Below are 17,920 nucleotides of genomic sequence, written 5' to 3' on the forward strand. Positions count from 1 at the left end.
AGTGGTAAACATAAATGGATCAATCAGTGAAATCCGGCCATTGCCGGTCTTTATCTGACAGAAGAACCCCATCCACGATGGGCCAAACGATGTTGAATCGGGGATCGTTCCATCTTACCCCTTTTTCCGCCTCGGGAGTATAAAATTGCGACACCATATAAGCCACTTCGGAATCGTCTTGCAAAGTTTGATATCCGTGGGCAAGGCCTTCGGGAAAATAAAGCATGCGGCCGTTATCTTCCGTCAGTTCAACGCCGAACCACCGGCAGTAGCTTGGCGACGCCGGCCTCAAGTCAACGACGGCGTCGAAAATGGCGCCCCGGATACAGCGCACCAGCTTGGCTTCTCCATGGGGGGCGGCCTGGTAGTGCATTCCCCGCAAGGTCCCTTTGTGGTGACTCAGTGCCGTATTGGCCTGTACCAGTGATGTAGAAAGTCCATGGGTTTCAAACTCCCGTCTGCAGAAGGTCCGGGCAAAGTAACCCCGAGGGTCCTGGATTTTTTCAAGTTTTATAACGACCACGCCCGCAATCTCGGTTTTTTCAAACTTCATAATGATCGCTCTCCCATCCCGATTCCCTCGTAACGGTCAAAATCCTTTTTATCGAGCATCCTTCTGCCGTCAATGACCAATGGCTGGGGATGCATGGCCTGGACCAAACGGGGCAGGCGCTTGAAGGCGTCCCATCGGGTAAGAATCGCCACCGCACTGGAATCGGCAAGTGCGTCTTCCAAAGTTTCGGCGTATGTGATGGCGTCGCCAAACAGTTTTTTTGCCTCATTTCTAGCCACCGGATCGAATGCATGGATCCTTGCGCCTTGCTCAACGAGTGTGTGAATGACCGGTATGGCCGGCGATTCGCGCATGTCGTCCGTTTCAGGCTTGAATGCCAGGCCAAGGATGGCAACGGAAACACCTTGCAGACTATGAAAGTGTTTTTTTAACATTGCAATAATCTGTCCGGGTTGCTCACGATTGATCCGGATTACTGCATCGAGAAGACTCATCGACTCTCCCAACGATTGTCCATAGGCGATGAGAGCCTTGACATCTTTAGGGAAACAGCTGCCGCCAAAGCCGCATCCGGCCTCGATAAACGTGGTGATGGCGGGTACGATCCGGCGCCCGTTTTCCCCTATCGGGCTCAGCCGTTTGTCCAAATGAACGCCCTTCATCACTTCAGCGACGTCTACTTCCCCGGATTTTTTACATAAGTTACCGATTTCATTAGAAAAAGATATCAGCGTCGCCAGCAGCGAATTGGCAGTGTATTTGATCATTTCAGCCGTTCGGGAATTGGTAGATAGGATATTCGCCGATGTGAACGGCTCGTAAAGCTGCCGCATTACACCATGGCTGCGTGAATCACATGCTCCCAGAACGATGCGGTCGGGTCTCATGAAATCGGCCACCGCATCCCCTTCGCGCAAAAACTCCGGATTCATCCCAACTCCGAAATCCGCGCCTGCTTTTTTTCCCGAGGCGTTCTCCAGTGCGGGTGTCACAACGGAATCGGTCGTTCCTGGTATTACCGTGCTCTTCACCACCACAACATGGTACGCCGATTTGGTTTTTAGCGCGTCGCCGATCATTTCAGCCGCTTGCCGAACAAAAGACAGGTCGATGGCCCGGCCGTCAAAGGGTGTTCCTACGGCTATCATGGAAAGTTCGGTTTCATGCACCGCTCGTTCCAGATCGGTGGTGGCAGTCAGGCGGGTGCCCAAATTTTTTTGTAGCAACTCGTCAAGGCCCTGCTCATATATCGGTGAATCGCCTCTGTTGATTTGATCGACTTTTGCTGTGTCCACATCCACGCAGATCACCGTATGCCCAAGTTCCGCCAGGCAAACGCCGGAAACCAACCCCACGTATCCCGTACCGACGACCGATATCTTCACTAGGCCTCCTCTGCATTCTGATTGTCCCGATACCACAACAGCGAGCGACGCAGGCCCTCGTCAATCCCGGTTTGCGGACAGTACCCCAATTCATCCATCGCCTTGTCGATTCTCGGACAGCGCCGGTTGGGATTGTCCACCAGGTAGGTTTTCTCCTCGCTGGTACGGGTGATGACGGATCCCTTGTATCCCCACATGGCTGCTGCCTGGGCTGCCATCCTGCGGGCCAATTCCGCCATGGATATCTCGGGAGTTTCCGTACCGATATTGTATGCCTGGCCGCTGCAGCCGTTGATCAGCACCTTATAGTAGCCGACGACTGCATCGGCGACATAACAGAAGGTTCTTGTTGGCTTCCCGTCGGACAGCATGACGATATCCTCATTCCGGAAGATATTTCGGGCAAAATCGGGAATCACCCGGCGATCGGTAATTTTCAAACCCGGTCCGTAATTGTTGAATGGGCGCGCGATTCTAATCGGCAAATCATATTGTCGGGCAAAGTTCACACATAGGGTTTCCCCGTAACGTTTGGATTCGTCGTAACACGCGCGTGGTCCGGTAAAGGAAACATTGCCATTGTAATTTTCCGAAGTGGGTATCTGGTCGGGTGCCGGATCGCCGTAGACCTCGCTGCTCGAGTAGAACAGGAACCCTTCCGGTACATGCCTTCCCCCCTGGCGCTGATGTTTTACATATTCTAAAAGGTGGCGCAGGCCGTTGACATTGGCGTCCATCGTCTCAATGGGGTATTGGCGGTAGAATGTCGGCGAGGCAATCGAAGCGGCATGAATGATAAAGGCAAAGTCATCGGGCAAATCATTCGGCAATGGCCGGGCGATATTGTGGGTGCGCAACGTAATACCCGATTGTGCTTCCAGGCGCGCCAGCCATTCAGGCAATCCCCGTATCAGATTGTCCAGTATGGTTAGACCGATCTTATGGGTGGGACGAAATTCTCGATTCCAAAAATCGATCACCTGGACAAGATAATACCCTAAAAATCCTGCTCCTCCGGTGATTAATAGCTTTTTCCCGCCCATGGTGCCCAGGTCTTTTTCAAGCTGCTTGCACATCGAGGCCAGATCCTGTTCGACAATACGCTTCCCGTTTTCCATATGCTCACTTGTAGTTAGGGGTTGATCGATTTATGGGTCGGCACAAATAGGACCTTACCAGGCCTTCCACGGAGCTCGGCCGGCCTGCCAGAGATCTTCAAGTACATTCTTATCCCGCAAGGTGTCCATGGGATGCCAGAAACCGTAATGGCGATAGGCAGCAAGCATGCCTTCACGGGCCAGATGTTCCATCGGCTCTCGTTCCCACACCGTGGCATCCCCATCGATATAATCCATTACTTCGGGACCAAGCACAAAAAAGCCGCCATTGATCCAGGCCCCGTCACCTTGCGGTTTTTCTTTGAATGACGTAATGATGTGTTCGTCTTTGTTCAAACTGAATGCACCGAACCGTCCGGGAGGTTTCACGGCAGTAAGCGTGGCCAACACCTTCCGGCTTTGATGGAACTGGATCAACTTGTCGATATTCACGTCGCTCACCCCATCGCCGTAGGTCAGGCAGAATGTCTCGTCCCCGACATATTCCCGCACCCGCTTCAGCCTGCCGCCGGTCATGGTGGACTCCCCCGTGTCGACCAGCGTTATCTTCCAGGGTTCCGTTCCGTTCTGATGTACCTTGACGTCGTTATTGCGCAGGTCGAATGTAATATCTGACATATGAAGGGTGTAGGTCGCAAAATACTCCTTGATCATGTATCCTTTGTAACCCAAACAGATGATAAATTCATTGATTCCATGGGCAGAATAAATCTTCATGATATGCCAGAGCATCGGTTTGTCACCAATTTCCACCATCGGCTTGGGTCTGACACCCGTCTCCTCGGACAAGCGCGTTCCAAAGCCCCCGGCCAGGATAACTGCTTTCATGGCATCCCTCTTAACTTTGAATTTACGTTCAATTGAATATAGCTCCGCTTTCTCAGTTACAGGAAAAGACTGATTCACTTGCGGGTTTCGCCCCACTGCGGGAATCACCCCATGCATAGCATCAACAGTTAAAAAGCAAATTATCGAATCGTCAACACGAAATAATCATGGATTGTGATAATGCTCCCATGTCCCGACAACTGTCAATGGATCTCACATGGTTATCGGCAAGTCGGCAGAGAGCATGAGATCCGATTTGGCACGGCATCAGGCAACCCAACCGAATGCCATGTTATGCAATTGTCATGCAAGCTTTTCAATAATTAAAAATCCCGTGATTCCAGGATGTAAGATGGATGCCGCGCAGGATGCTCGCACCTGAAGGGCATTCTCTGATAGAGAGAATGAAAAAGTTTCCACACTGCCGCCGTATTCAATCGGAATCAAACCAGGACTACGAAGATTTATTGGCAAGTATCTGGTGATAACAATCCAAACTTAGCCCGGAGTAAAGAAGAAGGGTGGGGGCATTTTTTAAACCCCCACCCGTTTTTTAAAATCCGTTTCTTTTTTGAGCTCTCATTTAGAACATGCTGCTAATAAAGCAGCCGCCGCCGCCGCCACCGCCGCCGCCGCCACTGCTGCTGTCGTCATCATCATCATCATTTATAGGATTGGCTGTTTCGATGCCATCGCCCTGCAATCCAGCGTCGTAGTGATCCTCGATCTCGCTTTGGGGCAGCGCCCGCCCGTACACGGCCACCTCGTCCAGCAGCCCGTCAAAATAATAGTCGCCCTGGTCGAGCCAGCCGATGTTCAGCTCCGATGCCCCCGAACCAAATCCCCTGGTGAAGGCCGGTGTATTGTCCGAATCCTGCAGAGCTCCGTCTACGTAAAGCAGGTTGTTGTTGCCGTCCCTAACGGCCACCACGTGGTGCCAGGTACCGTCGGTTAGATCGTCCGAGCCTCTTATATCGAGCGCCGCGCCGGTGCCGTCCTTCAACTGGAAAACGGCCTGGCCGGATGTATCCATGCCGACCCACAACTGCATGCCCGTTCCCTGGTTTGAATCCCAGCGGCCGATAAAAACCTGGTTGTCACCGGGAACAGCAATGTCGCCAACCGTGCTGACCCAAACTTCAATGGAGAAATCGTCGGTGTTAGCCCAGTTGATGGCGCTGTAGGCCGGCACATCGATTCCCTTGTCGGTGTTGAAATCTTGAGCGCCATCGACGGTCCCCGTGGCAGGGGTGGGATCGGGATTGCCATCACCGTCATGGCCCCCAAAGCTGTCCACATAGGTCGAACCGCCCGCCTCGTCAAGCTTCCACAGCGAGATCGTGTCCTCCGGATAGGGCGCATCGCTGGGCGCATCGCTGCCCGCGCAGTAGTCGTCACCCTGCAGAAACCCGGCGTCGTAGTGATCCTCGATCTCGCTTTGGGGCAGCGCCCGGTCGTACACGGCCACTTCATCCAGCAGTCCGGCAAAATGATAAAACGGGGTCCGGTTGAGCCAACCGATGTTCATCTCCGCGCTCCCCGAGTCGAAGCCCTTGGTAAATGCCGGTGTATTGTCCGAATCCTCAAGGGTGCCGTCTACGTAAAGCAGGTTGTTGCTGCCGTCCCTAACGGCCACCACGTGGTGCCAGGTGCCGTCGGTAAGGTCGACACCAGCCGCATTGGTCACCGTAGTCGTGTCGCCGCTGCCGTCCTGCAGATAGAAGGCGGCGTTGCCACTTGTATTGATGCCGATCCACCATTGCAAGTTCTCGGTGGAATCGTACCGGCCGACAAAAACCTGGTTAGCGGCGGGAGCAGCAATGTCTCCATCAGTCCTGACCCACACTTCGATGGAGAAGCTGTCTTCAACGGCCCAGTTAAAGCTGCTGCTGGCCGGCACGTCGATCCCGGTTTCGCTGCCTCCCGCGTTGTCGAAAAGCTTCGCATTGCCAACGACGCCAGCAGCATCCGCCGGCGCGAGCTTGCCCGTAGCCACCGCACCATCGCGCCCGCCGATGAAATCCGCATAAGGGGCTGCGCTTTCGTTGAGCTTCCAGTAGCCGGTGATGTTATCCGGACAGGCGGCGAAAGTGGCGTCGGCCACGACAAGAAACCATCCTGCAAAAACCATTACGGCTAAACCAAACACAAACTTTCTCATTTTCATTTTCCTCATTTCCTCTCCCTTTCGATAAGCGTCATTCCACACTTTTTTATTATCACTCAGCCCTTCAACCACTCCTGACTGCTAAGATCAAACGATGTCTGCCAAAATCGGTTACCGTGGAGCTTTCCGGAAACATTTTCCAAGCGAAAGCGACTTTAAGCTCTTAGCTAGCAATGGTTATGCCATACAAATTCGAAGAGGACAAGCCGATCCTTGCGGGCCTTGCCAAGCGGGCTTTTTGGCCGGACAGGATGCTGGTGGAATAGGGAGGGTCGATAGGGAAGTCTATCCTTCTGACCAGGCAGTGCATAGGTATTTGGTTACCAAACTACCCATGGGGTAGGAAATAATTTTCTCATATTTCCAAATCACGCCAAATCACGCCATGGTGTGAACTGCCAAAACCTCCTGAAACCCTTGATGAATGCAGGATTTCTTGGACGCTCGGGGGATGCTTGTCTATGGCATTTTGTTTGCATAGAGAGATTGCTTGATATATAAGGGTCGTCACTCACGACGTTGCGGTAGACGGGAAACCGCCGAATTCGGGTGCCCATAGCTGTAAAGCAACCACAGCATGGTTAGCATTTGCGACATCGTTGTCAAATTATAATGGTCATTTCGAGTAACAGAAACCGATAACGGCGAAGCGACAAATCCGATAGAATAATCCGGAAAAACGAAAACACTGCCCGGGTTTACACAAGGGTGATTTTGAACATCAGCGGCTTTGACGGGGGCCGGCGTATCAGCTAACCACAATGTGGATGACGGCCCGACGATTCCGGCGTCGCGCTTCGTTTAAGGAGACATGAAATTGAATTATAGAAATAGGCTTGTATTCGCCATAGCCTGTTTGGCGGCGGTGCTTATCCTGGCTGGGTGCGGAGGTGGCGGTGACGGCGATGTAAGCTCCGCTTCATCGCCGACCTACCCGGCGCCGGCCGTTGTTTATGCGGATGCCTTTCCCGACGACGCCGCATTCAATGCCCACTGGGCAACTGAAGATCCTACCGGCGGCAACGCAAGCTGGGCGGTGGTCGGCGGAGAACTGAGCCAGACCGGCCATCTGGAGGACAATGACCTGAGGGACCTTACCTTTGATGGATTGTCCTCCTATCATCTGGGCACTTACGCTTACCTGGTCGATCCATCCATAAGCGGCTCCTACCGCTTCAGCGTGAGTGTCCTGCCGAAAGACAACAACGCCGTCGACAAGACCGAGGGTAACGACGTGGGCATCCTCTTCGGATATGAGGATGACGACAACTATTACCGCATATCCATGAATGCCCGGTATGGCTTTACCCGCTTCGAGAAGCGTAGCGGCGGCAATTTCGAAACCATTGCGGTCAACGCTCGGGGCTATGTGGACGAGAACTGGGTCAGCATGGCCGCCGAGATCAGCGGCGACACAATTGTGGTCTGGATCAACGGCCAGCCGATTTTCGCCTGGGTGGATTCCGCTGTACTTTCAGGTACGGTGGCTCTCTACTGCCAGGACCGTTGCCGTTTCGACAACGTCCGCATCACCGAAAACCCCCGGCAACCCACCGTGGCCATCGCCTCCCCACTTGCTTATTCCGTCACCCCGAACAATTCTTTTCAGGCCAAGGCTGTTGTGCTCAGCAAACCCAGCGGCAGCAGCGTTGCCTTCAGCCTGGATGACGGCAGTGAGATTTCTGCCACCGCCTCGGGTGGCTACTATTTGGCCAATTTTAACGGGGTGGCAGATGGCGAGCATGAGGTTACGGCGGTTTTACGATACGCCGACGGCACCCGGGCCGACATCGATGTCAACGCAACCGTGGGCACCGGCGGCGACTACTACGTAAGCGTGGGGGACAGCATTACCAACGGCAAGTATGACGAAGATCCATCCAACAACGATTCAGCGGACGGACGGATCGTGTCCATTCAGGGCTACCAGGCCCCCCTGGTCGATGCATTGGGGACCCAGACTCGACCGGTGATCGTATTCAACGAGGGCATCGCCGGCGAAGATTCTACGGAGATGGAAACCCGAATCGTCTCCATCTTGGAGCGCCACCCCGGAGCCAATCAGGTGCTGATGCTGATTGGCACCAACGATTCCTACGGGGGCGGGTTACCTTCCGCTACCTTCGCGGACAATGTTGACGATACGGCCGACCTAATCGTGGACGCTGGCAAACAAGTCTGGCTGGCTGAAATCCTGCCCACGAGAGACGATGATGCCCGGAACGCTACTATCCAGCAGTACAATGTTGAGATTCAGACGATCGCCGGCACGGTTGCCGACGTTTTTCTCGGTCCGGATTTATACACCAATTTTAACAGCCCGAGCTATTATACGGACAATCTTCACCCCAACGACACGGGGTACGGCGTCATCGCCGACCAATGGTATGACAAACTGCATTAAAAATGAAGGGGGCCGGCGTTGCCGGCTCCCTGATCTTTTCCCGACCCGGCTTCCATGGGCGTCAGTTACCGACGTCCGATAGATCGACGCCAAATCCCAATAGTAATATCTTTGCTGCGATAAACCACACCGGCGCTTCAAAGAAGGCCCCACCGGTGCGCGCGGGATCGCTTTAAAATCACTCTGGCACCTGTCTGCAGGGCTCCCTCTGAACACCTTCACCCATGGCGTGACGCCCGCAGCATAGGGCTCAGCTTCGATGGCCCTGTGGGAAGTTGAATGGATGCATACATTCAACTTTCGTAGCAGAGGGAATCCGAATTTAGCGGAGGATTACTGATTTCCATGGATGCGGGAAAGACGTGTCCGGCGACTGCGGATTGATCAATTGCCGGCGGTCAGGACGCCATCATGGCCTTGAGCATGCCAATGTATCGATCCCGGGTCTTCAGCCGATGGTACCGGCCGAGCATACGCGGCACCGACCTGACCTGATAATGCAAAACGATCTGATTGTAGGCCAGATCGCAGACGCGCATGGGATCCCCGGACGCGTTTGCCTCAGACGCCGTGTCCTCGTAGAAATCCCGGTCTTCGAGCGCCTCGACCAGCAGCCGCCTGATGCGGGGGTCTCCTGAAATATCTCCGCAGACGCGCACCACATTGGCCCTGGTGATCGCATCGCCGCGGCGATAGCATTCCAGCAGCGGTGTGACAGCCTCTTCGTCAAAGGTTGCGATCACCTTCCCCACCACATAGAAAAGCTTTCCCCGGCTGACCACCGAACCGTCCGCCAGGATCTGGTTTATGGGCTGTCGCAGGGCGCCCAGGGAATGCACGACCGCCTGCTTCCGCCGATGTCCGAACCCTTGGTGAATGGCCTGGTCAAGCAGTTGCGCATCGCTGAGGATCTCGATATGCGTAAGGTATTCCAATGCCTGTGAAGGCGGGAGACTTTCGACGCGGCGGATGAGGCTGCTTTTCTGCACGGCGGCGCGAGCGCCCGCACTATGCCGGATTGCCTCGCCCGCGGAGACAAAATTTGCCTGAAAGCCAAGGTAAACAACAATCATGCAGCCCAGGGCTGCCTTGAATACTGCCATGTTGCATCTCTACGACGGGTAAACTTGCCAAGACCCCCCGCACCTATGTTTTTTTATCAGCGTCGAATACCCCGCACAGGTTGCTGCGGGGTATTCGACCACAATCCAATGGTTTTTACCGGTTTCGGCAACGTGGTGCCTAATCCAGGGGCTGATCGCCGGGCGGTTTGTCAAAATAGTAGTAATCGAAAATCGGATCGATGGCCTGAAGATCCTGCCATATCTGATGATCGGATTTTCCTTCCAGATATGATCGCATGTAAATCAGCAGGGGCAGATCCTGGGTGGTATTGGTGTTGAGGGAGTAAAACATCGTCCCCCGTTGAAACGTTTCTGTAAAGTAATGGCCGCTGTCGCACCCCACATACAGAAGACGGCTGTACTTGAAGTCGGCCGGATCGATATCCAGTTCCTTGACAAACAGCAAGGTCTTTCTTCGGTAGTGGGCTTTCGGATAATCGACGTTGTCGATAGCCTTGTCAAAAATATTGACCCGAATGAAGTCCGGTTTGACCTCCGTACTCGTTGTCGTTCCATCCGCATCGGTCACCGTGAGCGCCACGGTGAAAATTCCCTGCGTTGTGTATGTATGCGTCGGCTCCTGTTCATCGCTGGTCGTACCGTCGCCGAAATCCCAGTGCCAGGCAACAATATTGCCGGAGCTCATGTCATCGAAACGCGCCTCGAAGGGCACGGATCCTTCCTGGTACCACGAGGACCGGAATTCGGCCCTGAGAATGGGGTCGGGATCTTCGTTCTCGCCGACGACGATATAGTTCGTCTTGGTAACCGTGTCGCTGCCCAGCGGGCCGGAGACACTGAAGGTGACCGTGTAGACCCCCGGTTCATCGTAAAAATGGGAAATATACGTCCGGGTGCTGTTGAAGGTACCGTCGCCGAAATCCCAAAGAATTTCGCTGTCTTCTCCCAGTATCTGAGCACTAAAAGTTACTTCCAGAGGAGCCACGCCGCTTCTAACTCGGGCACTGAAGTCGGCGGAAAGCACCTCCGGCGGGGCATCTGCATGCTCAATCCGGATGGCATCACCGACTACGGTCCCTGTTGCGGTGTCATCCGTCAGCATAACGAAATGCTCACCGGCATCGAAATAATATTCATCTCCCAGCTGTGTCCACTGCCAGCCATCGTTTCTCTGGTTAATCCGAACGGTGGTGTTCTCCTCGGCAAGCGTGTCGGGATTGTTATAATAAATGGTATAGGGGGCATCGGTGCTTCTTCCGCTTGACGGCGACCACCATGCATACAACCGGTAGAAGCCTGCAGTGGGAATATCGAATATCCACTTAACCTGATTGTCACCCTGCCCACGTGGTGCGTAGAGATAGTTTTCCAGATAATACCCGCTGAACTTTTGAGACTGCGTCCAATCGCCGACCACTTCTACCGATGGCTTCCACGGCTCCGGATTGGTAATGAAATATTGCTGCTCATCGGGGATGGTCGGATCCGGCTCGATGCCATCAGGAGAATACCAGGCCGGACCTCCCCAATCGGAGAACCGTTCGATCGGAGCATGCCGGCTATTTTCGATTTTGTAGTGGGTGGAATCCCCGGGGACTTGGTAGGTGATATAATAATTGTAGGCCGGGTCGCCGTTGGGATCGTCAAAATCGTAGGGCATGATGCCGCTGGTCCCGTCCTGGAAGTTTGGCCACCAGTAGGGGTAGGCTTGGCTGGTCCTCATTCCCCTTATGTTGACATGGACCCATTTCGATGAATAGTTGAAAATGCGATCATCATCGATATAACGGATATCATTGATTTCCTGTCTGAGTTGTTCTTGCTGCGTCGCAAACAAGCCGCCCAGACCGTAGTTGGAGTGCCCAAAATAGAGCACGTGCGCGTCTTCAGTCGTCAGAGCCTGTCTCATCTCTTCGATCGAATTGCCCATCCGGATTTCGACATTTCTGTTTCTCGACGGTATGTAGTATGTCCAAAGGCTGTTGTCCTCAACTTCGACCGCTCCCATGGTTTCCAGCCACCAGGCTACGTCCTCCCTGGCGTCAATGGATGCATACCCGGGAAAAATAAACATCTGTTCGTTCGAAAGTGGTGGCGGCGGTGGCGCCGCCGTCAATTTTACTGCATCGGCACAGGTGGTAGTCGGATAGGACTGAGCGGTAATGGTTATCTCGTAGTTGACGCCCGAGTCGAATCTATACGTTCCCAGCCCATTCCATTGGCTGGCATTTTGCTGCTGGTTGACATTAAAAATCGTTGTGCCGTCCGCGTGTTCTATGGTTACGGGAGCGCTGGTCGTTCGCGATGGATACGTTGTCCACCACATGGAAACCTTATAATACCCGGAAGCAGCAGGTGTAAAATTCCAGGTATAGGTGCTGCCGTCACGGCTCCACAGCGAATCGCTGCCGTAGCTGCCTGTTGCCGATGAAATGGACCATCCACCCGAATTGGTCGTTTCAGGGTCGCCATTGTCGATGATGACGGAAATCTCCGACTCGAAATAGGCCTCAATGGTATGATCCGTCGTGACGTCCGGAAAGGTGTAGGCGTCAACTGCCCCCACGGACGAACCGTCGACCAGAACGTCGTCAATCGCAAAGCCGGTGTTGGGGGTGATCGTGAACGCCTGTTCGCCCCCCTCGAAGACGGTCACCGTCCCTGAAGGATCGATGCTGCCGTTGGCTCCGGATGTCGCCGTTATCGTGTGGCTCGGAACCGCGGCGAAGGATGCCTCGATAGTATGGTCCGCCGTGACGTCCGGAAAGGTGTAGGTGTTAACCGCCCCCACGGACGAACCGTCGACCAGAACGTCGTCAATCGCGAAGCCGGTGTTGGGGGTGATCGTGAACGCCTGTTCGCCCCCCTCGAAGACGGTCACCGTCCCTGAAGGATCGATGCTGCCGTTGGCTCCGGATGTCGCCGTTATCGTGTGGCTCGGAACCGCGGCGAAGGATGCCTCGATAGTATGGTCCGCCGTGACGTCCGGAAAGGTGTAGGCGTTAACCGCCCCCACGGACGAACCGTCGACCAGAACGTCGTCAATCGCGAAGCCGGTGTTGGGGGTGATCGTGAACGCCTGTTCGCCCCCCTCGAAGACGGTCACCGTCCCTGAAGGATCGATGCTGCCGTTGGCTCCGGATGTCGCCGTTATCGTGTGGCTCGGAACCGCGGCGAAGGATGCCTCGATAGTATGGTCTGCCGTGACGTCCGGAAAGGTGTAGGCGTTAACCGCCCCCACGGACGAACCGTCGACCAGAACGTCGTCAATCGCGAAGCCGGTGTTGGGGGTGATCGTGAACGCCTGTTCGCCCTCCTCGAAGACGGTCACCGTCCCTGAAGGATCGATGCTGCCGTTGGCTCCGGATGTCGCCGTTATCGTGTGGCTCGGAATCGATGCATAGGCCAAACGGACTGCATCGGCACAGGTACTCGCCGGACCGGGCTGGGAAGTAATGGTGATGTCATAACTGGCCCCCTGGATAAAGTGATAAAGGCCAAGGATGTTCCACTTGCCCCCGCCTTCTTGTTGATTAATAAAAATGGTATCTGTGCCGCCGGAAAATGCGATGGCCACCGGAATGTTCTGGCTTCTCGAAGCATATTGTGTCCACCACATGGATAACTCATAAGTCCCTGTAAAAGAGGGGGTAAACGTCCAGGTATAGGTGCTGCCATCCCGGCTCCACAGGGAGGTTGCCGAAGGATCGTCTGGATCCCAGGGATCGATTCCTCCGGATGTTTGCCAGGACCCTGTATAACTTGTATTTGGGTCACCGTTATTAATGATTTCTTCGACCGTGTCCTGAACGACTAATGTCTCAGAAACTGTTGCTGATGATGCCATTTCATTGTCAAACACTGTAAAGTAAATAGTGTGTGTGCCGGCTGATAGAGGCGAAGATTGGGTAAAAGATGCTGCAGTACTCAAAAGCCCATCAATGCTGGATTCCCACCTGAACTCCTCTATACTGCCGTCTAAATCAATCCCATGTCCACTGAATGTCACCTCACCATTGCTTAGCGAAGGATTTGGAGAAATAGAATCAATTGTTGCTATGGGAGAAGCATTGAATTCTGGTCGATATACAAGTTGGATAGCATCCGCATTAGTACTAGAAGGGCCAGGCTGGGAAATTATGGTCAAATCATATGTTTCACCACCCTCGAAGGGAAAACTTGCCAGCAGGTTCCACTGGCCACCGTTTTGCTGTTGGTTAATATAGATTGTATCAGTTCCACCCCACCTGTTTATGCGTACAGGTATATTTTCGCTTCTTGAAGGCCACTCCGTCCACCACATATATAAATCATAGCTACCTGACTCAGTGGGCGTGAAAGACCATGTGTAAGTGCTACCATCCCTACTCCACAACGAAGTGGCTGAAGGATCATTAGTATCCCAGGGATTGACACCTCCGGATACTCCCCAATTCCCAGTATAAGAGGTTCCTAAATCACCATTGTCGATAATAACATCTGCAAAAACTGTGATAAAATGCCCTGAAATTAAGCTTAAAGTCCCTACACAAATTAAAAGAATGAATTTTCGAAATGTTGGAATCATTTATAGCACCTCTTTTTTTTTAATGTAGGATGGCTTTTTAAGAAAGCGTATCTCAAAAATGACGTAACAGGATGATAATGCATCAAAGCTCCAAAATGCTGATGACGCTATCAGCATGATTTTCCCAGCGAGCAGGCAGTGTTCCGAAATTGCAAAGCCAGGAGAACAAATCTTCCACTTTTCATCTGTGCCGCTATTGTTTCAGTGCACGGAAATCCAGGATTCATGATTTCTCCGGTTTGATTTATGTGGAGCAACCATTTCGATCCCATGAAGCGCACGAAGGCGGCTTTCTAATGGATCGCTGTCCTATGCTTCATCGCCAATCAAGCCCCCTGATGCTTTTTTACAGGGGTAAAGCTGCCTCCGACGAAACTTTACCTTATGCCGATGCCACCTCCCTTGGGAAGGTCCTCAACCAGTTCGGTCGGGATCTGTCGGGCCCCCTGCCGGACCCAAGCCTGGAACCAGCGACTGCAGGTTTTATAAGGGGGATAGCGTGGCGACAGATTTTTTAATGGCGATTACTTACGCAGAACCCCAAGGGATCCGTGCATATCCCTTGGGTTTCATTGAGTACGGCCACTGCCGTCATGTTTTCAGTGAGGAGATGGAATAAAGAGCTCTAACCGGAACAATTGCTCGTTTATGAGTTCCATCCCCAGTATATGATATATTTTCGAGCATTTATTGAGATTTATTAAACTCTCAATGAATTTAACGAAACAAATCTCAAATATGCTGTTTAAGCGTAGGTTCAATTAATTTCTGTTTTTGGAGGGTAAACAGCAAGAAAAATGCCATTCTATTTTCTGCATTAGATCTTTGATATCATGATATAAAATCTATTTTGGTGTACGATGCTTAGTATTTAATGAGAAAATAATTCCACATATTTATTACATTTTTTCCTTTTATAGGAAATTAATTTCGCTGAAAAAGCCGTTAGCCGACCGTGCTTACTGCGAACCCTAATCGATTCTGGCGGTCGTTGCAGTAAGATTGGCAATTTCAGAGCAATGCAACGTTTTGTAAGGTAACTGAAATTTTGGACTGTGCAGAATTATCAGAGAAAACTGCAACTCCCTAACATAAATTGAAGTGGATTTCGTATTCGCAGTTTAGGTCAAATAATGTTTAACTTTTCCCCATGTTTATTTTCTCAATGAAACATCAAGAAGAGTTGAAATCTATTGTAGTCATCTATCTTCAATGGCAATACTGCGTCAAACATCAATTCGCTCCTTCCTAAATAGTTGATCCTGAAAGCCCTTAGATATCAAAGAGCAGGTTTTAGGAAAAGTTCACCGCCCCCCATATATTTATTCTTTGGGCACATCAACGGATGAACGCTATAATCGGGGAATGTTAAGATGCAGGTGTTAAAAATTCGATGACCACCTTGCGACGCTGACCATCGTAAGGAACTGTTGTGCCGTCCGGGCCGTCCGGATCCGGGCCAACCGCGATAGTCGTAATGCTGTCGGCGGGAACACCTTTGCCGACCAAATAGGTTTTCACCATGTCCGCTCTGAACTCGGCTAATTTAAGGTTGTAGGTCCTTACGCCGGAACGGTCGGTGTAGCCACGCAGAATCAAAGCGGTCGACGGCTTTTGAGCAATATAGCGGGCAATCAACTCGAGCAGGTAGTAATCTTCATTGTCCAAGGTATTGGAATTGAAACCAAACTTAACTTCCGGGTATTCGCCAAACAATTTCTTGATATCGGCGAGAGAAAGCTGCGTTTTTGCGTCGGTGGAGCGAAGGGGTGCCACTGCAGCGATGGACGACGTCGTCGGTGCTTGGTCAGGTTCGGTGACCTTTGATTGATCGGCGGTTGATGTGTCACTCGAACCTTTTGATCCACTTTGATCTGAATTAGCTTGATTACTTTGGCCGACTAAAGGGATGGTATTCTGTGCGTGATTTTTTATTTGTGTTGCGGATTGCGCTTTGGGCAGCGCTGTGGCTGCTTCCGTTGGCTGGACAGACCGCTTTGATCCATTGATGTTCGCACTTTCCTGCCGGTTTCGAAACAAGGTCGCCTCCAACCCGATTAAGAGCGCCAAAATGATGCCCACCACCAGGATCGCTGATTTGTTAAACTTCGGTTTGCCATCAATGGCTTTGTCCGTTGTTTGCGATTTCGGTGACGATGGTCCTGGTTGACCCGCCGCCGGTCTCTTTCCGGATTCGGGTATAGCCTGGTTTTGTACGCCTACTATTCCTCCGGAAATCTTTAATTCTGTGGCACACTCCGCGACGATTGCACTGCCAATCTGCCGTTTCTCTCGAACATAGCCGGTCAGCAGTGCCTGGTTACAGATGATATTGATCAATCGAGGATACCCTTTGGAGAATTGATAAATTTCGTTCATGGCATCCGGAGTAAAAATCGGCTCTCTGGATCCCGCCACTTTCAGACGATAACGGATGTAATCGCCGATTTCCGATTCATTCAACTTGGATATGTCGTAGCTAACCGTAATGCGTTGGCGTATTGCGCGATTGCGCGGTCTGAGGATGATGTCGTTGAACTCGATCTGGCCGACAAAGAAAATATTGATCAGCTTGGTGGTGGCGGTTTCAATGTTGGAGAGCAGTCGCACCTCTTCAAGCATACTCTGGGTGAGATTCTGGCTTTCATCGATGATCAGGAGGGCTTGTTTGTTATAATTCTGCAACTCAAGCAAATATTTCTTCATGAAGATCAGAAATTGTCCTTTGCTTCTGAACGTTCGGTCCAAGTTGAAGGCATCGGCAACGTAGTTGAAAAAATCCAGCTTGGCCAGTCCAGGATCTGTAACCAGGGCGACGCGCACATCATCGTCCAAGTCATGGATCAGTGCGTTGAGCAGCGTTGTTTTCCCGGTACCGACGTCGCCGGTGAGCAGCAGGAACCCGCTATTGTCCCGAATCGCATATTTCAGAACAGCCAGCGCTTCCTCGTGTTTTTCTCCTAACCAGAGAAAACGCGGGTCCGTGCTAATCTGAAATGGCTTCAACTGCAGTTGATAAAAGTCAAGATACATGATTGATGCTCTATCTAAGATAATATTTGACCGATGGCCCATGCGTAGCAACCATGTTGCTTCATCGGAGGGCTAAAGATATGGTCAAAGTTGGTTAAAAAAGGCAAGTTCTTTATTTTGGGTCAGTTTGCGCCCGATCATCAAGACGGTAGCCCGGTTTTTCGGGAGTCTCCTGAAATAAAGTTTACCTTTGTATGCAAAGATAACTGCAAAGCAATTTATATGCCAAATATTTTTAAGGGAGATGGAGAGCTATAATATTCATTTGGAATACTGCTTTTGGGGTATGTTTGCCAATGGCTTTAATATTTAATGTCCATGACTTAAGGCTGAAAAATGGTATCTACACTTTGTAGCATTACTTCATTTGATCCAATGCTTTTTGTGTTGATTCAAGTCCTTGCGTTTTTCCTGACGTATAGTCAGGAATGTCTAAGTACGGTATGTCAACAACCCGAAACCATTCGAGAGCTAATATTATAATTATAGTCAATAGGGTATAGCCTATGAATTTTCCCATTTGCTGTAATCCTCAAAAATGTTAAATTTAAGTACACTTTACTATTTAAAATCGTAATAATTGTTTTAGCTTCAACCAATCATTTTTGTCAAATTGCTGAATCGATGGCTCTCCTATAGAGCTTTTTTCCATTTTAGGCCGACCTGCTTCTTCGCCGGAGCCATCCATGACGTTGATGTGGATGCTGGAATCTCCGGTGTGACCGTATTTAACAATGAAGCCATCGATGCAGCTACGATGAGGGTGGTTGCCTGAACGCCTAAATTTTAAAACACTTTGTTGGCCAACTTAAGACAACA

At 51.7% G+C, this 17,920-nt stretch carries 9 protein-coding genes; 1 reads left to right on the plus strand and 8 read right to left on the minus strand.

The window, feature by feature from the left end; genetic code table 11:
- Positions 1–19: 19 nt before the first annotated feature.
- From rfbC to GN111_RS25175, 5 genes are all read right to left on the minus strand, one after another.
- Positions 20–553 (minus strand): dTDP-4-dehydrorhamnose 3,5-epimerase, encoded by a 534-nt coding sequence (rfbC, locus tag GN111_RS25155; RefSeq protein WP_155306398.1) that lies wholly within the window; start codon positions 551–553, stop codon positions 20–22.
- Positions 550–1,899, minus strand: coding sequence for a UDP-glucose dehydrogenase family protein (locus GN111_RS25160; RefSeq protein WP_155306399.1), 1,350 nt, complete (start codon positions 1,897–1,899; stop codon positions 550–552). The genes rfbC and GN111_RS25160 overlap by 4 nt, the downstream gene beginning before the upstream one ends.
- Positions 1,899–3,017, minus strand: coding sequence for an NAD-dependent epimerase/dehydratase family protein (locus GN111_RS25165; protein WP_155306400.1), 1,119 nt, complete (start codon positions 3,015–3,017; stop codon positions 1,899–1,901). Before GN111_RS25165 ends, GN111_RS25160 begins: the two co-directional genes overlap by 1 nt.
- Before the next feature lie 54 nt (positions 3,018–3,071).
- Positions 3,072–3,923: a glucose-1-phosphate cytidylyltransferase gene (rfbF, locus tag GN111_RS25170; protein ID WP_269433794.1), complete on the minus strand. Its 852-nt coding sequence runs from the start codon at positions 3,921–3,923 to the stop codon at positions 3,072–3,074.
- A gap of 505 nt (positions 3,924–4,428) precedes the next feature.
- The gene (locus GN111_RS25175; protein ID WP_170302459.1) at positions 4,429–6,006 is read right to left on the minus strand and encodes a LamG domain-containing protein; all 1,578 of its coding nucleotides are present in this window, start codon (positions 6,004–6,006) and stop codon (positions 4,429–4,431) included.
- Between the two features lie 823 nt (positions 6,007–6,829).
- On the opposite strand from GN111_RS25175, the gene GN111_RS25180 reads away from it, so the two are divergent.
- Positions 6,830–8,416, plus strand: coding sequence for a GDSL-type esterase/lipase family protein (locus GN111_RS25180; RefSeq protein ID WP_170302460.1), 1,587 nt, complete (start codon positions 6,830–6,832; stop codon positions 8,414–8,416).
- A gap of 398 nt (positions 8,417–8,814) precedes the next feature.
- Here GN111_RS25180 and GN111_RS25185 read toward each other — a convergent pair whose 3' ends face one another.
- From GN111_RS25185 to GN111_RS25195, 3 genes are all read right to left on the minus strand, one after another.
- Entirely contained in the window at positions 8,815–9,519 is a 705-nt protein-coding gene (locus GN111_RS25185) for a HEAT repeat domain-containing protein (RefSeq protein ID WP_155306403.1), read from the minus strand.
- A 139-nt stretch (positions 9,520–9,658) separates the two neighbouring features.
- On the minus strand, positions 9,659–14,068 hold the full coding sequence (locus GN111_RS25190; protein ID WP_155306404.1) for a golvesin C-terminal-like domain-containing protein: 4,410 nt from the start codon (positions 14,066–14,068) through the stop codon (positions 9,659–9,661).
- Between the two features lie 1,368 nt (positions 14,069–15,436).
- Positions 15,437–17,101 (minus strand): AAA family ATPase, encoded by a 1,665-nt coding sequence (locus GN111_RS25195; protein WP_170302462.1) that lies wholly within the window; start codon positions 17,099–17,101, stop codon positions 15,437–15,439.
- Positions 17,102–17,920 lie beyond the last annotated feature (819 nt).

This window comes from Desulfosarcina widdelii, assembly GCF_009688965.1.
Lineage (GTDB): Bacteria > Desulfobacterota > Desulfobacteria > Desulfobacterales > Desulfosarcinaceae > Desulfosarcina > Desulfosarcina widdelii.